Below are 17,474 nucleotides of genomic sequence, written 5' to 3' on the forward strand. Positions count from 1 at the left end.
TTAGATTGCTGCGGCAATCGCCTTACCCAAATCATCTGTCTTAGCAGTGCCACCAAGATCTGGGGTCAAGGGCGCATGTCCTGGACCAGATGCCAATACCTTTTCAATCGCACTAAATATTGCCTTACCAGCCTCTGGATAACCAAGGTGATCTAACATCATCGCCCCGCTCCATATCTGACCAATCGGGTTGGCGATCATTTTTCCAAAGATATCTGGTGCCGATCCGTGTACCGGCTCAAACAAGGACGGGAATTTACCTTCAGGATTGATGCTGCCGGATGGCGCTACTGCAATGGTGCCGGTACATGCAGGACCCAAATCCGAGAGAATGTCGCCAAATAAATTACTTGCAACGACAACGTCAAAGCGATCTGGATTCATAACGAAGTGAGCAGCCAAAATATCGATGTGGTATTTGTCGGTCCTAACGTCAGTAAATTTCTTAGACATCGCCTCTACACGCTCATCCCAATAAGGCATTGTTATGGCAATACCGTTAGATTTAGTGGCTGAGGTTAAGTGTTTTTTAGGACGACTTTGCGCCAAGTCGAATGCATATTGCAAAATTCGGTCAACGCCCTGTCTTGTGAAAACTGATTCTTGAATCACAATCTCGCGATCGGTATCCGGGAACATCTTTCCGCCAACGCTGGAGTATTCCCCCTCAGTGTTCTCGCGCACTACAAAAAAATCAATATCACCAGGCTTACGATTGGCTAGCGGGCATGGCACTCCTGGCAATAAACGTACTGGACGCAAATTGACATACTGATCAAAGCCACGGCGGAATTGAATTAAGCTTCCCCACAATGAAACGTGGTCAGGAAGGATGTCAGGCATACCGACTGCGCCGAAGAAGATCGCGTCGTACTTCATGAGAGTATCAAACCAATCATCCGGCATCATCTTGCCATGCTTGAGATAATAATCACAACTTGCAAAATCGAAATGATCAAATTGCATACCGAGATTAAATTTACGATTAGCTGCCTCTAGCGCACGCACGCCCTCTGGCATCACTTCTTTACCAATACCATCTCCAGGAATAACAGCAATCTTGGGATTCTTAAATATTTTCTTTGCGTTCATAAATAATGTGTCTCGTTTTATTATTGTTGATGATGAATTTTACAAATAACTAGCTAATAGCGCGACGAATTTCATCCGGCGCCTTCTTGCTACCCTTTTCAACCGATTCACTATCGTAATCAGCGGTATTTTCGATTGTCTCTGGAACAGCTTCTAGCATCCGGATATTGTCCTTGGGGCAGATGGGTGCGCCATAACTAGCCCACTTCTTGAGTAAAGTTACCTCGAAGCCACATTGACCGCACTTAGCCTTACTTCGACTGGCATTGCTAGGTCTTGGGGGCGGGAAAACAATCGCTTGATGGGGATATGGGCCAAGCTCCTGACTAATCATCATCAGTCTTACAGTGAGCTCCTCAGTGGCATGAGCCATTCTTGCGGGGCCTTCCAGACCGACCGTTTGAGCGATTCCCTTGAAATCTTCGCCATGGCCGCTAAAGCAGTCATCCACCGCATGGCAGAGCTCATGAACCAAGGTATCTAAAAGCTGTACGGGTTCTTCTAACTTAGGGGATATGAATATCTCATTTACGCCACCGCCTGAGCGCTCACGCGGCCAACATTGCCCTAGTGTCGTTCTAGGACTACTAGAGGCCGGAAAGCCGCATGAGACCCTCACGGGCGGGATTGCATAACCTGCTTTTGAAAAGACCGGCTCAAGATGCCTTACTGCGTCTTCTAGCCAAGCCTCACGGACTGTATGTTGCTTCATTTAACTTCTCTTCTATCTAAATCTGGGACAAAGACTATCAATTGCGATCATACGCCACCATAAGTAGAATGAGTCTATGAAAGATCTCGAAAGCCTCAGTGCTACCCAAGCCATCAAAGCCCTCTCTAAGAGGGAAATTAAAGCCACTGATTTACTCCTATCCTGCCTAGACCGCATAGGCCAAAAAGAGAGCGTTGTTAAGGCCTGGGCAAGCCTGGGTAAGGAAAACGCCTTATCTCGCGCCAAACAGCTTGATAAAGGCGCCATTCAGGGTCTATTACATGGTCTCCCAATTGGGGTTAAAGATCTTTATGACACCTATGATTTGCCGACCTCCTATGGTTCACCCATTTATGCCAACCACTATCCAGCCGCTGATGCTGTAGCGGTTGCCCTGATGCGACAGTCTGGTGCCATTATTTTAGGCAAAACTGTCACAACAGAGTTTGCAACATTTAAGAGTGGATTAACAACGAATCCACATAACCCAAAGCACACTCCCGGTGGCTCTTCTAGCGGCTCTGCTGCTGCAGTAGCCGATTTTATGGTCCCGCTGGCAACGGGTAGTCAAACTGCTGGCTCAATCATTCGCCCTGCGTCCTTTTGTGGTGTAGTGGGATTTAAACCCAGTCATGGCAAAGTCAGTATTGCGGGAATTAAAAGTCTTTCTGTAACACTCGACACCATGGGTTGCTTTGGTAGAACAGTAGAAGATGTAGGGCTTGGTGTAGCAGCTATGAGTGGCGATCATCGACTAGCAAAAATTGAAGTCTTGCATAACAAACCCCGCATCGCCATTTGCAAAACATCTAGCTGGCCGTTTGCACAAAAAGAAACTGCTACAGCGCTTGCTGTTGCCCGGCATGCTGCCGAGAAGATTGCTAAAGGAACCGTAATTGATCAGAAGTTACCAAAGACATGTGATGGACTCACCCAAGCCCAAACTCGCATCATGATCTCTGAAATGTCACGCAGCCTTACTTTTGAACGCGTGCATTATGCAAAAAAACTTAGCCCACAACTTCTGAAGCAACTCAGTGAAGGCGCTGAAATTAGCTATGAGCAATATGCAAAAGATTTGAGCCTTGCCAATAGATCAAGGGCGGCTATGGAAGACTTATTTAATAATGAAGTTGATATCTTGATCGCCCCAAGTGCAAATGGAGAAGCACCTAATATTAAAGATGGCACAGGAGATCCACTTTTTTCTAGAGCTTGGACGCTTCTAGGCTTGCCTTGCATCAATATCAACGTAAGTAATGGGTCCAATGGATTGCCAGTAGGAGTCCAGCTCATCGCAGGCCCAGGTAAAGATCATTTCTTATTGAGCACTGCCCGGGCATTTACATTGGCATTACCTGATCCCACCCTACGAGAGCAAGCTTAGACAAGTTCTTAATCAAGAGTAATGTTTACCGCTTTAATTGCTTTTGCCCAGAAAGGAAGCTCTTTCTTAACTAGCCCATCCGTTTGGTTTGGTCCCAAGTAACGATGCTCAACACCAGCGGCATCGGCACGCTCTTTAATTTCAGGCAATGGCAAGTTCTGCTTTACAGAATGTTTGAACACTTATCGCTGCCCTACTTTTACGTCACCAAAAACAGCCTGGGCTTCTCTAGGCAAACAACGCCAATAACGCTCATTTGCGGTAACTGTGCCGCCCAGAGCTGCTGCAGCCTCCCAACCCCAACGCGGCTTGTATAGGAATGCTCTTGCCAAAGCAATCAGATCCGCATCACCCGCTTGCAAAATGTCTTCGGCTTGCTGTGGCTCGGTAATGAGTCCAACAGTCATTGTTGGCAAACCAGATTGATCTTTAACTATCTTTGCAAAAGGAACTTGGTAGTTTGGTCCAATCGCAATCTTTTGTTTTGGTGAAATGCCACCAGAAGAAATGTGTACAAAATCACAGCCCATTGGTTTAAGTTGCTTGGCAAAGTTTGCCGTCTCTTCAGGAGTCCAACCACCCTCTATCCAGTCACTAGCTGAAATGCGTATGCCAAGCACACCCTGGTATGCCGCTCGAACAGCTGCAAAAAGCTCTAATGGAAAGCGAATGCGGTTTTCAAATGAGCCGCCGTATTCATCCGTGCGTTGATTGGCGATAGGAGATAAAAATTGGTGTAACAAGTATCCATGAGCACCATGGAGTTCAATCCCATCAATTCCGATACGATCTGCGCGTTTTGCTGATGCCACAAAATCATCAATCAGCTTTTTTAATTCAGTCTTACTCAATTCATGAGGTAAACGCTCTCCATCTAACTGGGGGATCGCTGAGGGCGCTAGAGTTTCCCATCCACCCTGATTCGTTGAGAGCAATTGTCCGCCGTCCCAGGGGGTTGCACTTGATGCTTTGCGACCAGCATGGGCTAGCTGAATAAAAACAGGTGTAGCAGGAGCCAGACCACGCGCACGACTCAGTTTGTCCTTAAGGGCTGACTCGGTGCGATCATCCCAAAGCCCCAAACATGCTGGCGTAATTCGGGCCTCCGGACTTACTCCGGTAGCTTCAATAATGAAGAGTGCTGCGCCACTATTCAGCAAATTACCCCAGTGCATAAGGTGCCAGTCAGTTGCTTCGCCGTTATTGGCCGAATACTGGCACATCGGGGCAACCACAATACGATTTGCCAGCTCTAGGGGTCCCCGCGGGGAATTGAGGGTGTAGCTTGAAAATAAAAGACTCATAGAATGCCTTTAAAAGCCCAAAAATAGGTCAAAGATACGAAAATTACCGTAAAGCGATAGAATACTCAAAAAGCAGAATAAACGAGACAGCGAAGTCGTGCAGGCTCTTTAGCCAAGCGGCTTTTTTAACCAAAACCTGAAAAATATTCACCACAAGAGATTATGAACGCACCTCAAGCCTTTGAATCAAAAGAAGATATTGGCCACTTTGTTGGCGGCAATGTAGTTAACCCTAAAGACGGTCGATTTGCTGATGTTTACAACCCAACCAAAGGAACAGTAGCACGCCGTGTTGCGCTTGCTAGCCGTAAAGAAGTTGATGAAGTTGTAGCCAATGCCCAAACAGCCTTTGTGTCATGGAGTCAAACCTCCCCATTGCGCCGTGCACGCATCATGTTTAAGTATCTTGAATTGCTAAACGCTCATCGCGATGAATTGGCTGCCATTATTACAGCCGAACATGGCAAGGTATTTACTGATGCCCAAGGCGAGGTGACACGCGGTATTGAAATTGTGGAATTTGCTACTGGCATTCCTGAGCTTCTCAAAGGAGACTACACAGAGCAAGTATCGACAGGTATCGATAACTGGGTTATGCGTCAACCTTTAGGTGTAGTTGCTGGTATCACGCCATTTAACTTCCCAGTCATGGTGCCAATGTGGATGTTCCCGATTGCGATTGCTTGCGGCAACACTTTTATTCTCAAACCTAGCCCTACAGATCCTTCTGCTTCACTGTTCATGGCTAAGCTCCTCAAGGAGGCTGGCTTGCCTGACGGCGTATTCAACGTTGTTCAGGGCGACAAAGAAGCGGTTGATGCCCTACTTGAAAATCCAGATGTTAAAGCAGTGAGTTTTGTGGGCTCCACTCCAATTGCCAATTACATCTATGAGCGTTGCGCTCACTTTGGCAAGCGCTCCCAAGCTTTAGGTGGCGCAAAGAACCACATGGTGATCATGCCTGATGCTGATATTGATAAAGCAATTGATGCCTTAGTTGGCGCTGCTTACGGCTCGGCTGGCGAACGCTGTATGGCGATTTCTGTAGCGGTATTAGTTGGTGATGTGGCAGAGAAGATCATGCCAAAGCTGATCGAGCGCACTAAGACACTCAAAGTTAAAAACGGCATGGAGCTCGATGCTGAAATGGGTCCAATCGTTACTAAAGCAGCTCTTGAGCGCATTACTGGCTATATTGATGCTGGCGTAGCTTCTGGTGCAAAACTCCTCGTAGATGGCCGCGGACTTAAAGTTCCCGGCTATGAGGATGGCTTCTTTATTGGTGGCACCCTTTTTGACAATGTCACCCCAGACATGAAGATTTACTTAGAAGAAATCTTCGGACCAGTTCTATCCTGCTTGCGTGTTGCTAACTTTACGGATGCTCTGAACTTGGTGAACTCTTGCGAATTTGGTAATGGTGTAGCCTGCTTCACAAGCGATGGCAATATTGCGCGTGAATTTGCTCGTCGCGTACAAGTGGGTATGGTTGGCATTAACGTACCTATTCCAGTGCCAATGGCCTGGCACGGCTTCGGCGGCTGGAAAAAATCCATCTTTGGCGATATGCATGCATATGGCAAAGAAGGTGTACGTTTCTATACCAAGCAAAAGAGCGTAATGCAACGCTGGCCTGAGAGCATTGCTAAGGGGGCGGAGTTTGTAATGCCTACCTCTAAGTAATATCAGGTAGCAGTTGGTAAAAAAGCGATCTTCGGATCGCTTTTTTATTTGCCAGGATTAAATTAGAAATTACTGGAGTGTATTTTTAAGAGCAGGAATCATTGGCATTGAGAGGACATCAATACCCTCTTCTCTTAAAGCCTCAGCCTCATCTAAAGTAGTTTGACCCCGAATGCTTCTCTCGGGAGATTCTTTATAGTGAATTTTTCTAGCCTCATCGGCAAAAGAATTGCCAACATCCTCTGAGCGACCCATTAACTCACGCATACCTTTCAAAAAGGCTGCCTGTACTTGAGCCTCAAGTTGAGAATGATCGCTACCAGTCAAAGCAACAACGCCCCCACTAAGACTTTCAGATTCAGACTTGGATACAGTTAACTCGGTAGACGATGATTTACCAATATGCGGAGCTGAGGGCATGCGAGTAATCTCTGTGCTGTCGCATACTGGACACGCAAGCATCCCCTTGTCCTGCTGAGCAAGGCAATCCACTTCCGAAGCAAACCACCCTTCAAAGCGATGGTCAAGGGGGCAGGATAAGTTATAAACTTTCATAAAACGTATATAGGGGCAAAAACGATAAATTCAATACCCTATTTTAATCGGGTTTGAATGCACCCTATTCGATTGGATGCGGTTTTAGTAAGCCCCTACGAAAGCGATCAAGCCAGTAGGTGGCTATCGTGGTTTTGACGTCCGTAATCTCGCCATCCTCAACCCAGGATATCAATTGCTCTAATGGAGCAGCAAATACATCCAAAAACTCTTCATCATCTAGATGGCTTTTTCCCGGAACAAGATCTTCAGCTAGGTAGATATCAATGAACTCGGTGGAGTAAGAAATTACCGGATGAATGCGACGAATGAAACTCCATTTTTTTGCCGTATACCCAGTTTCTTCTTTAAGCTCTCGCTGCGCGCATACCAAATGATCTTCTTTAGAGTCTAGTTTTCCTGCAGGAATTTCAATGCAGGCTTTTGCAATTGGATAGCGATACTGTCGCTCGAGAAGCACCCTGCCATCATCTAAGATCGCAACAATTGCTACTGCGCCTGGATGAGTTAAATACTCGCGAATTGCTGTTTCTCCATCCGGCAATGAGACTTTGTCCTGTTTCATCTTTAAGAAGATACCGTCGTAAATATCCTCGCCAGATAGACGCTCTTCACGTAAATGTTTATCACCTGCAGGAAGATCTTCAAATGATTTTTCCGTCATGGGTCTTAGTACATATTCCGTCTGTTATTGATTAAACCAGCTTAACTAAATTGAATGTCATTTTGATGGCACCTGAAATGATAAAGGCCCCTTACGGAGCATTTAGATAGATGTTGATTCCTTTTAGGATCCCAATAAGGTGCGGCGCATTGCATCTAAGCAAAGACTCATTAAACCCGCAGGAACAATACCGATCACTAAAACCAGAATGCTATTGAGACTCAAGAGCCCTTTGGCAAAGCCAGAACCAGAAATTGCAATCTCATGCTCAGGCTCATCGAAATACATGACCTTAACCACTCTAAGATAGTAGAAAGCACCAATCAAAGAGGCGATCACAGCGATTACAGCTAAGAATGTATGCTCTGCATCCACCAAGGCTTCCAAAACACCTAATTTAGCAGCAAAACCGACCGTAGGCGGAATACCAGCCAAGGAGAACATCATCACCAGACCAATAAAAGCAAACCACGGATGTTTCTTATTGAGGCCTTTTAAGCCATTCAAGGTTTCGCAGTCATAGCCTTTGCGTGACAAGGCCATCAACAAGCCGAAGGTACCAAGCGTTGTCAACACATAAGTAATGGCATAAAACATTGCCGCACTAAAAGCGTGATCATCAAAAACAGAAAGCATACCCAAGAGCACAAAACCCATTTGCGCAATGGCAGAATAAGCTAGCATACGCTTGATATTAGTTTGCGCTATCGCAGTCACGTTACCAACAACTAGCGATAGAACTGCAAGCAAAACCAGCATTGGCTGCCAATCGCCCAATAGAGGTAATAAGGTATTTACCAACAAGCGGAATAACAATGCAAATGCAGCTAATTTTGGAGCTGCAGCAATCATTAAAGTTACAGCAGTAGGCGCACCTTGATAGACGTCAGGCACCCACATGTGAAATGGCACTACACCCAACTTAAAGGCCAAGCCAGCAACAATAAATACCAAACCAAAAGCCATCACCAAATGGTTTATACGAGGGTCGGCAACGGTTTTAAAGATTTCAATAAGGTCAAGTGATCCGGTGACGCCGTAGAGCATCGACATGCCATAGAGCAAGAAGCCGGATGCTAATGCTCCCAAGATAAAGTACTTAATACCAGCTTCCACACTCTTTTCGTTGCTATGGCGCATTGCAACCAATGCGTAGGTAGGCAAAGCCATCAACTCCAAGCCTAGGTATAAAGTTAATAGGTTTGCACCGGAGATCAATACAAACTGGCCAAGCAAAGCAAGCAGAGCTAAGACAATGAAGTCAGGACGGAACAAGGCGCGATCCATCAGATACTGCTTGGAATAAATCAAGCTCACCAAAACAGCGATGCAAGAACATGCCTTGAGCAAGTTAGAAAATGGATCAGACTGAAAAAGTCCATTCATTGCTACAAGCGCTGGATCGCCCATGCGTCCAATAAAAGCAAAAATGAGATAAGCCAACAAAATGAGTGAGAAAAAATACACAAAACCAACACCTCGCGGAGTATGGAAGATGTCTTGCTCAACACCAGGGGTTGAGGACACTCTTTCGCGAACATAAACGCTAGCAACCAATAACAAACAGGTTGCTACGAGTAAAACAAGTTCCGGCAGGATGGCGTAAAGGTCGAATGCTTGCATTTGTACTTACTCAGAGTTTGCTGACAGCAACATGCTGCAACAGATTAATTACAGCTGGATGAATGATGTCCGTAAATGGTTTTGGATAGACGCCCATACCAATTACACAGATAGATAAAACTGCCATCAAGAAATACTCACGACCGTTCAAATCCTTTAACGCTTCAACGTGGGAATTGTTAACGGTACCGAAAAATACGCGCTTCACCATCCACAAGGAATAAGCTGCGCCCAAAATTAATGCTGTAGCAGCTAGGATGCCGATAACAAAGTCGTAATCAACCGCAGCTAAGATCACCATGAACTCACCAACAAACCCAGAGGTAGCAGGTAAACCACAGTTGGCCATCGCCATTAATACGGCAAATGCAGTAAATGCAGGCATGCGATGCACTACGCCACCGTAATCAGCGATCTGACGGGTATGCATGCGGTCATAAAGCACGCCAATGGACAAGAACATCGCACCGGCAACAAAGCCATGTGAAATCATCTGCACAATACCGCCCTCAATACCCAGCGGACTAAAGAGGAAGAATCCTAATGTAACAAAGCCCATGTGAGCCACAGACGAATAGGCAACCAGTTTTTTCATGTCTTTTTGAACAAGAGCAACTGCACCCACATAGATCACCGCAACCAAAGATAAGAAGATTACAAATGGGCCTAAGTACTGGCTTGCATCTGGCGCGATTGGCAAAGAGAACCTCAGAAATCCATAGGCACCAAGCTTCAACATAATTGCAGCCAAGACTACTGAGCCACCTGTTGGGGCCTCGACGTGGACGTCTGGTAGCCAAGTATGTAATGGCCACATTGGAACCTTAACAGCAAACGCCATAAAGAATGCTGCAAACAAAAGGATCTGCTCAACAATATCTAGTCGGGCATTTTGCCAAGCCAGGATATCGAATGTATTAGTCACGTTGTACAAATACAGCATGGCAATCAAGGTAAGCAAAGAGCCAAGCAAGGTGTACAAGAAAAACTTAAATGCCGCATAAATACGGTTGTGACCGCCCCATACACCAATGATGATGTACATCGGAATTAATGTCGCCTCAAAGAACACATAGAAAAGCAAAGCGTCAAGAGCACAAAATACGCCGATCATTAATCCTGACAGGATCATGAATGAGGCCATGTATTGCGACACCTTAGTCTGGATCACTTCCCACGCTGCAATCACCACAATGATGTTGATGAACGCAGTTAAAACAATAAACCAAACAGAAATACCATCAATACCTAGGTGGTAATTAATGTCGTAACGCGGAATCCAGCTGATTTTTTCAACGAACTGCATCCCGGAATTAGCGATGTCGAAATTAATCAACAATGGAAGCGTTGCAATGAAGCTTAGCACCGCTCCGATAAGCGTCAACCAGCGCACTCCGGCAGTTGATCTTTCAGACCCATAAAACAGAATAATGAGTCCAAAGACAATCGGGGTCCAAATGGCGTAAGAAAGAATCATAGTGGCTACTTAAGTAACAAAGGCCTAGCGAACAAAAGGCAGGTAAGCATACAAAACCCAAGCTAACAATACTGCTAGGCCCGCAATCATTGCGAAGGCATAGTGGTAGAGATAACCGGATTGCAAATGACGAATTACTCCGGCAAAGCGCCCTACTGTATGCGCACTGCCATTAACAATGAAACCATCGATGATCTTTTGATCGCCACGATGCCATAAGAAGCCGCCGATCCAAATTAGACCTTTAGCAAACACGGCTTGGTTGATTTCATCGAGGTAATACTTGTTATCAAATAATTTCTTAATTGGCGCAAATGTTTCAGCAACTTTTGCTGGTAGCTTAGGAGCCCAAAGATAACCAATTGCAGCAGTTAGCACGCCAAGCGCTACCAACAACAAGACGGGGGATGTGAATGCATGAATTGCCATAGCAACTGGACCATGGAACTCATCTTCCAATTCTTTCATTACCGGATGGCGCGCTAAGTCAATAAAGATGGAGTCGCCAAAGTATGTCCCGAATAACAACGGCGAGATTGTGTAGAAGCCAATGATCACGGATGGAATTGCCAAAAGGATCAATGGCAAAGTCACAACGAATGGTGATTCATGTGGCTTTTGACCTGGAGCTAAACCATGATGCGCATGATCGTCACCCTGCTCCGCATGATCATGATGATGGTCGTGAGCATGTGAATCCTCATGACCCCAGCGTGCTTTGCCGTGGAATACATAGAAATACAAACGGAATGAATATAGTGCCGTTACGAATACGCTAGCCATGACTGCAAAGTAAGCAAAGCCTGAACCGGGGATATGACTTGCAGCTACCGCTTCAATAATGGAGTCTTTTGAATAGAAGCCTGAGAAGAATGGAGTTCCCACTAGTGCCAGATTGCCCAATAACATCATCAAGCAAGTAATTGGCATATATTTCCACAGGCCGCCCATCTTACGCATATCTTGCTCATGATGCATACCAAGAATTACGCTACCTGCAGCAAGGAATAACAATGCTTTAAAGAAAGCATGCGTCATCAAATGAAAGATAGCTACCGGATATGCAGAAACACCCAATGCGACAGTCATGTAACCCAGCTGAGACAAAGTTGAATATGCAACAACGCGCTTGATATCGTTTTGCACAATACCGAGGAAGCCCATAAAGAGCGCTGTAATCGAGCCAATCACCAAGATAAAGCTCAGCGCGACATCTGAAAGTTCAAACAGTGGTGACATGCGTGACACCATGAAAATACCAGCGGTTACCATGGTTGCAGCATGAATCAATGCGGAAATTGGCGTTGGGCCTTCCATTGAATCTGGTAGCCAAACGTGTAAAGGGAATTGGGCTGACTTACCCATTGCACCAATAAACAAGCAGATGCAAGCAACCGTCATCAAGTTCCAGCTAGTACCAGGCAATGTCTGGGCCGCTAAAGCAGAGTTCTGAGAGAAGATCACGTCATATTGCATCGAGCCAGTGCTAGCCAAAAGAATACCTATACCCAAGATGAAACCAAAGTCACCAACCCGGTTAACTAAGAAAGCCTTCATATTGGCAAACACAGCAGACTGGCGTTCAAAGTAAAAGCCAATCAACAGATAAGAAACGACACCCACAGCTTCCCAGCCAAAGAAGAGTTGCAACAAGTTATTACTCATCACCAACATCAACATTGCAAAGGTAAATAAGGAAATATAGGAGAAGAAGCGGTTGTAACCTTCTTCGCCTTGCATATACCCAATGGTATAGATGTGAACCATCAATGACACAAAGGTCACTACACACATCATAGTTGCTGTTAATGGGTCAATCAGGAAGCCAATATCTAAATTGAGTTCGCCTAATTGCATCCAATGGTAAACAGTTCCATTGAAATAGAAGCCATCCATCACTTGAACTAATACATTGCAGGAAAGCACGAATGCAATGGTTACACCCAAAATAGTTACAAACTGACTGGCCCCATGACCAATGCGATTGCCGCCTAGCTTGGTGCCAAAGAAACCGGCAATGATAGAGCCGACTAACGGCGCCAAAGGAATGGCGCAAAGTACAGGTATGTTTAAGGTCAATTGCATGACTAGCCTTTTAGGTGGTCAAGATCATCGGCATTAATTGTGTCAACCTTACGGAAGAGCACAACCAAAATTGCCAAGCCGATAGCCGCCTCAGCAGCTGCCACAGTCAAAATAAAGAATACGAATACTTGACCAGCCATATCACCCAAATAATGGGAGAAAGCTACAAAGTTCATGTTCACCGAGAGAAGCATCAGCTCAATTGCCATTAGCAAAACGATGACGTTCTTGCGGTTTAAGAAAATTCCGATAACGCTAGTTGCAAATAAGATTGCACCCAGCACTAAATAATGAGCGAGAGTGATATTCATTTTTTCTCCCCTCTTGTATCTTGCTTTGCAGCCATGTCTGAACCCATTTTCACAATGCGCATGCGATCTGCCGCAACGACATTGACTTGCTCGTGAATATTCTGCGATTTAGAGTCTTTGCGATTACGCAATGTCAATGCTACAGCGGCAATAATCGCCACCAGCAAGATCACACCAGCAACCTCAAAGGCGTATACATAATCTACAAAGATCAGCATACCCAAAGCTTGGGTATTGTTAGCCATCATTTCTTCAGGCATAGGCTGCACTGGAACATTGGTTCCAATAAAGCTACGAATGATCACAATCGATAATTCTAGAACAATAACGGCACCCATCAAGAAGGCGACTGGCAGAAACTTTTTGAAATCGCGACGTAAATGTTCAATATCTAAGTCCAGCATCATCACTACGAAGAGGAATAAGACCATCACTGCGCCAACATAAACCAGTATCAGAGCCAAGCTTAAGAATTCAGCCTTGAGCAACATCCAAAGGCCTGATGCGCAAAAGAACGCTAATACCAAAAATAGCGCTGCATGCACTGGGTTACGAGCAGTGATCACGCGAAGCGCAGAAATCACCAATAAGCCTGCAAAACCATAGAAGAACATGGCAAATAAAGTAGATGGATCGAATGTCATATTAGTTAAGCTCGATTCGATTAACGGTAAGGTGCATCGGCTGCACGGTTAGCGGCGATATCTTTTTCATATTTATCGCCTACAGCTAAAAGCATATCTTTGGTGAAATACAAGTCGCCGCGCTTATCGCCGAAATACTCAAAAATATTTGTTTCAACGATGGCGTCTACTGGACAAGCCTCTTCACAGAAACCACAGAAAATACATTTCGTGAGATCGATGTCATAACGACTGGTGCGACGAGTGCCATCATCACGCTCGGCAGTTTCAATAGTGATGGCATAAGCTGGACAAACTGCTTCACATAGCTTGCAGCCGATACAACGCTCTTCACCATTTTCATAACGACGAAGAGCATGCAAACCGCGGAAGCGGCTGGATAAAGGCGTCTTTTCTTCCGGATATTGAACAGTAATTTTAGGCTTGAAGAGATAGCGGCCCGTAATAGACATACCGACCAAGATGTCTCTTAGCATCAAGCTATCGAGGAATTGGGAAATTTTCTTAAACATGATTTATCAACTTATTTCCAAATATTCCATGGGGAGACAACCCACGCGCCGATAACAACCACCCAGAAAACTGAGATGGGAATAAAGATTTTCCAACCCAAGCGCATGATTTGGTCATAGCGATAGCGCGGTAATGTGGCGCGTAACCAGATAACGCAGGATAAGAGGAAGAATGTTTTACCAATTAACCAGAAGAAGCCTGGAATATCACGCAAGATTGGCAAGTCAACAATCGGCAACCAACCGCCTAAAAACATGATAGATGCAACAGCTGCAATCAAAATCATGTTGGCATACTCTGCCAAGAAGAACATTGCAAAAGACATACCTGAGTACTCAACCATGTGTCCAGCTACGATCTCAGACTCACCCTCAACTACGTCAAATGGGTGGCGGTTTGTTTCAGCCACGCCAGAGATAAAGTAAATCAAGAACATTGGTAATAAAGGTAACCAATTCCACGAGAGGAAATTAAGGCCCATGCTGGCAAAGTAGCCCTGCTCTTGTGAAGTAACGATGGTACTTAAATTTAATGAACCCGAGGTAAGCAAGACGGTAACCAATGCAAATCCCATTGCAATCTCATAGGAGATCATTTGGGCTGATGCGCGCATTGCACCGAGGAACGGATATTTAGAGTTAGAAGACCAACCAGCCAAGATGACCCCATAAACACCAATAGAAGAAATAGCCATGATGTAAAGCAAGCCTGCGTTTACATCAGCTAAAACCATCTTTGCCTGAAATGGAATCACCGCCCAAGCAGCAAATGCAGGCATGATCACCATAATTGGTGCAATGAAGTACAAAACCTTGCTTGCTTGAGCAGGAGCAATAATCTCTTTCATCAAGAGCTTCAATGCATCAGCAATTGGCTGCAATAAACCCAGGGGACCGACGCGATTTGGACCAAGTCGAATATGCATCCAGCCAATTAACTTTCTTTCCCAGAGGGTTAAGTAAGCTACACAACCAAACATTGGCAATACGATGATCACAATGCGCACTAATGCCCAAACTAAGGGCCACAGTGAGCCGAAAATAGCCTCACCTTGAGTGGTAATGAGGTTCAAGAAATTATCCATCTCGTCCCTTATGCCTTACTAACGGTTACTGGACCAAACATCGACCCTAATTTGGCACTAGCCATGGTGCCAGCAGAAATTCTGACAGCACCAGGCGCTAAATTAACTTCTAATGTTGCCGACATATCAACAGAATGAGAATCTTGGGTAACCCGAACTGCATCACCCTCTTTGAGACCCAATTCAGCGAAAGTGGTTTTATTTAAGCCTATCTGGTTGCCACGCTTAGCATCACGTGTTGACTGCAAAGCAGAAGAACGACGCACAATTTGATCGCCAGCATAAATATTGACATCAGCCAAACGCTCGAGACCATTGAAGGGTGCCAGATTTCCATTGGCAATCGATGAGCTCATAGCTTTGTTATTTAAGCGATTGCAATAACCATCATCCAATGCTTCTCCTAGCACTTCCTCAGGAGCATTAAACAAGAAACCGTCTAAACCTAAGAGACCACCTAATACTCGCAAAACTTTCCATGCTGGACGCGAATCGCCTAAAGGCTTCACTGAAGGTTGAACTGTTTGAACTCTACCTTCTAAATTCACAAAGGTAGAGACTGTCTCTGAGAACACTGAAGTAGGCAGAATGACATCAGCTACCTCCATCAAGTCAGCACTCTTATAGGCGCTCAAAGCAATAACGGTATTAGCCTTTGCCAAAGCTGCACGAGCGGCTGCTGGGTTTGGCAAATCTGAATCTGGCTCGATATTCATCAAGATCACTGCGCGACGTTCGCCAGATAAGACTGACTCAACACCCACGCCGTTAGCATTCACTAAAGATGCGCCAACGGCATTGCCGCCAACTGGTAAGAAGCCCAAAGTAGCACCAGTCTGATCAGCAATAAATTGCGCCATGACGTGTAAGTCAGAAGCATGGTGATGCGCAATAGCAGCAGAACCAAGCAATACAGCTTTTGACTCGCCGGAAAGCAAACTATCGGCAATCTTCTGCGCCGCAGGAGAAATGGTTAGATTAAATGTGCCAACTGGCGCTGTTAATGATTTTGCTTTTGCAACAGCAAGTGCAACTTCACTCAATGCATTCAACCATGCGCTTGGAGCTACTGAAATACCGCTACTTGGAATCAACCAGTCATCACCACCTGCATCAATACGTAATACTTGCAAAGCGCGTTTGCTGGCAGCACGAATACGAGCAGCCAATACAGGCTGGTCTTTACGTAAGAAACTACCGACAACCAATACACGATCCAGTTCATTGATCTTGGCGATTGGCATACCCAACCATGGCGCTGCTGCTGCAGCTTTTACATCAGTTTGGCGCAATCGAGTTTCCATTTGTTTGGAACCCAAGCTACGCACCAACTTTTGCAAGAGGTGCAATTCCTCGGTGGAAGATATTGGATGAGCTAAAGCCCCAATGAACTCAGGACCACTTTCCGCTGAAATTGTTTTCAGAGAATGGGCAACATAATCTAAAGCTGACTGCCAATCTGTTTCTAACCACTGGCCACCCTGCTTCACCATAGGTGTGGTTACACGATCAGCGCTATTTAAACCTTCATAAGAGAAGCGATCACGATCGCTAATCCAGCATTCATTAATGGATTCGTTTTCTAGAGCAACTACACGCATGACTTTATTAGCTTTAGTCTGAACTGTAGTGTTAGCACCTAAGCTATCGTGCGGACTAACTGAACGTTTACGTCCGAGTTCCCATGTACGTGCTGCATAACGGAATGGCTTGCTGGTTAAAGCGCCAACTGGACACAAATCAATCATGTTTCCAGACAACTCTGAATCTACCGTCTGACCAACAAAGGTGGTGATCTCGGAATGCTCGCCGCGGTTAACCATACCTAACTCCATAACGCCGGCAACTTCTTGTCCGAAGCGTACACAACGAGTGCAATGGATGCAACGTGTCATCTCTTGCATGGAGATCAATGGGCCAACATTTTTATGGAAGACTACTCGCTTCTCTTCATCGTAGCGTGAGTTTGATTTTCCGTAACCAACTGCTAAGTCTTGTAACTGACACTCGCCACCCTGATCGCAAATTGGGCAATCTAATGGATGGTTAATGAGCAAGAATTCCATGACAGAACGCTGAGCTTCTACCGCCTTGGCAGAATGCGTAAACACCTTCATGCCTTGAGTTACTGGTGTAGCACAAGCGGGTAGAGGTTTGGGAGCCTTCTCTACTTCAACCAAACACATGCGGCAGTTAGCGGCAATCGATAACTTCTTGTGATAACAGAAGTGAGGAACGTAGGTGCCGAGCTTGTTCGCGGCGTGCATCACCATCGAACCTTGCGGAACTTCTACAGTCTTACCATCTAATTCGATTTCTACCATGCTCACTTTTAGATAT

The 17,474-nt window shown here is 45.4% G+C and carries 16 protein-coding genes; 2 read left to right on the top strand and 14 right to left on the bottom strand.

Features of this window, described 5'->3' with window-relative positions; all coding sequences use genetic code 11:
* Both ICE90_RS06855 and ICE90_RS06860 read right to left on the bottom strand, forming a co-directional pair.
* On the bottom strand, positions 1 to 1,092 hold the full coding sequence (locus ICE90_RS06855) for a tartrate dehydrogenase (protein WP_216863850.1): 1,092 nt from the start codon (positions 1,090 to 1,092) through the stop codon (positions 1 to 3).
* Between the two features lie 49 nt (positions 1,093 to 1,141).
* The gene (locus tag ICE90_RS06860; RefSeq protein ID WP_216191665.1) at positions 1,142 to 1,804 is read right to left on the bottom strand and encodes a SprT family zinc-dependent metalloprotease; all 663 of its coding nucleotides are present in this window, start codon (positions 1,802 to 1,804) and stop codon (positions 1,142 to 1,144) included.
* 76 nt (positions 1,805 to 1,880) lie between these two features.
* Between ICE90_RS06860 and ICE90_RS06865 the strand changes: the two genes are divergently transcribed.
* Entirely contained in the window at positions 1,881 to 3,191 is a 1,311-nt protein-coding gene (locus ICE90_RS06865) for an amidase (protein WP_216191666.1), read from the top strand.
* 8 nt (positions 3,192 to 3,199) lie between these two features.
* Here the strand turns inward: ICE90_RS06865 and ICE90_RS06870 are convergent, their stop codons facing one another.
* Together ICE90_RS06870 and ICE90_RS06875 are read right to left on the bottom strand one after the other, a co-directional pair.
* The gene (locus tag ICE90_RS06870; protein ID WP_216191667.1) at positions 3,200 to 3,373 is read right to left on the bottom strand and encodes a hypothetical protein; all 174 of its coding nucleotides are present in this window, start codon (positions 3,371 to 3,373) and stop codon (positions 3,200 to 3,202) included.
* Complete coding sequence (locus ICE90_RS06875) at positions 3,374 to 4,495, bottom strand: NADH:flavin oxidoreductase/NADH oxidase (protein ID WP_216191668.1); 1,122 nt, start codon at positions 4,493 to 4,495, stop codon at positions 3,374 to 3,376.
* 162 nt (positions 4,496 to 4,657) lie between these two features.
* Between ICE90_RS06875 and ICE90_RS06880 the strand changes: the two genes are divergently transcribed.
* Complete coding sequence (locus ICE90_RS06880) at positions 4,658 to 6,178, top strand: CoA-acylating methylmalonate-semialdehyde dehydrogenase (protein WP_216191669.1); 1,521 nt, start codon at positions 4,658 to 4,660, stop codon at positions 6,176 to 6,178.
* Between the two features lie 69 nt (positions 6,179 to 6,247).
* On the opposite strand, the gene ICE90_RS06885 is transcribed toward ICE90_RS06880, so the two are convergent.
* The 10 genes from ICE90_RS06885 to nuoG all read right to left on the bottom strand — a co-directional run bounded on the left by ICE90_RS06885 (position 6,248) and on the right by nuoG (position 17,458).
* The gene (locus tag ICE90_RS06885; protein WP_215319851.1) at positions 6,248 to 6,733 is read right to left on the bottom strand and encodes a DUF1178 family protein; all 486 of its coding nucleotides are present in this window, start codon (positions 6,731 to 6,733) and stop codon (positions 6,248 to 6,250) included.
* Positions 6,734 to 6,797: 64 nt separating this feature from the next.
* Entirely contained in the window at positions 6,798 to 7,397 is a 600-nt protein-coding gene (locus tag ICE90_RS06890; RefSeq protein WP_215319853.1) for an NUDIX domain-containing protein, read from the bottom strand.
* Positions 7,398 to 7,520: 123 nt separating this feature from the next.
* Positions 7,521 to 9,020, bottom strand: coding sequence for an NADH-quinone oxidoreductase subunit NuoN (gene nuoN / locus ICE90_RS06895; protein ID WP_216191670.1), 1,500 nt, complete (start codon positions 9,018 to 9,020; stop codon positions 7,521 to 7,523).
* Positions 9,021 to 9,030: 10 nt separating this feature from the next.
* A complete protein-coding gene (locus ICE90_RS06900) occupies positions 9,031 to 10,497 on the bottom strand; it encodes an NADH-quinone oxidoreductase subunit M (RefSeq protein ID WP_215319856.1) in 1,467 nt (488 codons plus the stop codon).
* A 24-nt stretch (positions 10,498 to 10,521) separates the two neighbouring features.
* The gene (nuoL, locus tag ICE90_RS06905) at positions 10,522 to 12,582 is read right to left on the bottom strand and encodes an NADH-quinone oxidoreductase subunit L (protein WP_216191672.1); all 2,061 of its coding nucleotides are present in this window, start codon (positions 12,580 to 12,582) and stop codon (positions 10,522 to 10,524) included.
* Between the two features lie 2 nt (positions 12,583 to 12,584).
* The gene (gene nuoK / locus ICE90_RS06910; protein ID WP_072582482.1) at positions 12,585 to 12,893 is read right to left on the bottom strand and encodes an NADH-quinone oxidoreductase subunit NuoK; all 309 of its coding nucleotides are present in this window, start codon (positions 12,891 to 12,893) and stop codon (positions 12,585 to 12,587) included.
* On the bottom strand, positions 12,890 to 13,537 hold the full coding sequence (locus ICE90_RS06915) for an NADH-quinone oxidoreductase subunit J (RefSeq protein WP_215319860.1): 648 nt from the start codon (positions 13,535 to 13,537) through the stop codon (positions 12,890 to 12,892). Before ICE90_RS06915 ends, nuoK begins: the two co-directional genes overlap by 4 nt.
* A 20-nt stretch (positions 13,538 to 13,557) precedes the next feature.
* Entirely contained in the window at positions 13,558 to 14,049 is a 492-nt protein-coding gene (nuoI, locus tag ICE90_RS06920; protein ID WP_215319862.1) for an NADH-quinone oxidoreductase subunit NuoI, read from the bottom strand.
* A gap of 11 nt (positions 14,050 to 14,060) precedes the next feature.
* The gene (gene nuoH / locus ICE90_RS06925) at positions 14,061 to 15,134 is read right to left on the bottom strand and encodes an NADH-quinone oxidoreductase subunit NuoH (RefSeq protein WP_216191674.1); all 1,074 of its coding nucleotides are present in this window, start codon (positions 15,132 to 15,134) and stop codon (positions 14,061 to 14,063) included.
* Positions 15,135 to 15,142: 8 nt separating this feature from the next.
* Positions 15,143 to 17,458 carry an NADH-quinone oxidoreductase subunit NuoG gene (gene nuoG, locus ICE90_RS06930; RefSeq protein ID WP_216191748.1) on the bottom strand — a complete coding sequence of 772 codons (2,316 nt, stop codon included), beginning with the start codon at positions 17,456 to 17,458 and terminating at the stop codon, positions 15,143 to 15,145.
* Positions 17,459 to 17,474 lie beyond the last annotated feature (16 nt).

Source organism: Polynucleobacter sp. AP-RePozz3-80-G7, from assembly GCF_018882145.1.
Classification (GTDB): domain Bacteria; phylum Pseudomonadota; class Gammaproteobacteria; order Burkholderiales; family Burkholderiaceae; genus Polynucleobacter.

Excerpts from the sequence above, each read along its gene's own strand:
- ICE90_RS06855 (WP_216863850.1), bottom strand. The coding sequence starts at position 1,092 with ATGAACGCAAAGAAAATATTTAAGAATCCCAAGATTGCTGTTATTCCT.
- ICE90_RS06860 (WP_216191665.1), bottom strand. The coding sequence starts at position 1,804 with ATGAAGCAACATACAGTCCGTGAGGCTTGGCTAGAAGACGCAGTAAGG.
- ICE90_RS06865 (WP_216191666.1), top strand. The coding sequence starts at position 1,881 with ATGAAAGATCTCGAAAGCCTCAGTGCTACCCAAGCCATCAAAGCCCTC.
- ICE90_RS06875 (WP_216191668.1), bottom strand. The coding sequence starts at position 4,495 with ATGAGTCTTTTATTTTCAAGCTACACCCTCAATTCCCCGCGGGGACCC.
- ICE90_RS06880 (WP_216191669.1), top strand. The coding sequence starts at position 4,658 with ATGAACGCACCTCAAGCCTTTGAATCAAAAGAAGATATTGGCCACTTT.
- ICE90_RS06885 (WP_215319851.1), bottom strand. The coding sequence starts at position 6,733 with ATGAAAGTTTATAACTTATCCTGCCCCCTTGACCATCGCTTTGAAGGG.
- ICE90_RS06890 (WP_215319853.1), bottom strand. The coding sequence starts at position 7,397 with ATGACGGAAAAATCATTTGAAGATCTTCCTGCAGGTGATAAACATTTA.
- nuoN (WP_216191670.1), bottom strand. The coding sequence starts at position 9,020 with ATGCAAGCATTCGACCTTTACGCCATCCTGCCGGAACTTGTTTTACTC.
- ICE90_RS06900 (WP_215319856.1), bottom strand. The coding sequence starts at position 10,497 with ATGATTCTTTCTTACGCCATTTGGACCCCGATTGTCTTTGGACTCATT.
- nuoL (WP_216191672.1), bottom strand. The coding sequence starts at position 12,582 with ATGCAATTGACCTTAAACATACCTGTACTTTGCGCCATTCCTTTGGCG.
- nuoK (WP_072582482.1), bottom strand. The coding sequence starts at position 12,893 with ATGAATATCACTCTCGCTCATTATTTAGTGCTGGGTGCAATCTTATTT.
- ICE90_RS06915 (WP_215319860.1), bottom strand. The coding sequence starts at position 13,537 with ATGACATTCGATCCATCTACTTTATTTGCCATGTTCTTCTATGGTTTT.
- nuoI (WP_215319862.1), bottom strand. The coding sequence starts at position 14,049 with ATGTTTAAGAAAATTTCCCAATTCCTCGATAGCTTGATGCTAAGAGAC.
- nuoH (WP_216191674.1), bottom strand. The coding sequence starts at position 15,134 with ATGGATAATTTCTTGAACCTCATTACCACTCAAGGTGAGGCTATTTTC.
- nuoG (WP_216191748.1), bottom strand. The coding sequence starts at position 17,458 with ATGGTAGAAATCGAATTAGATGGTAAGACTGTAGAAGTTCCGCAAGGT.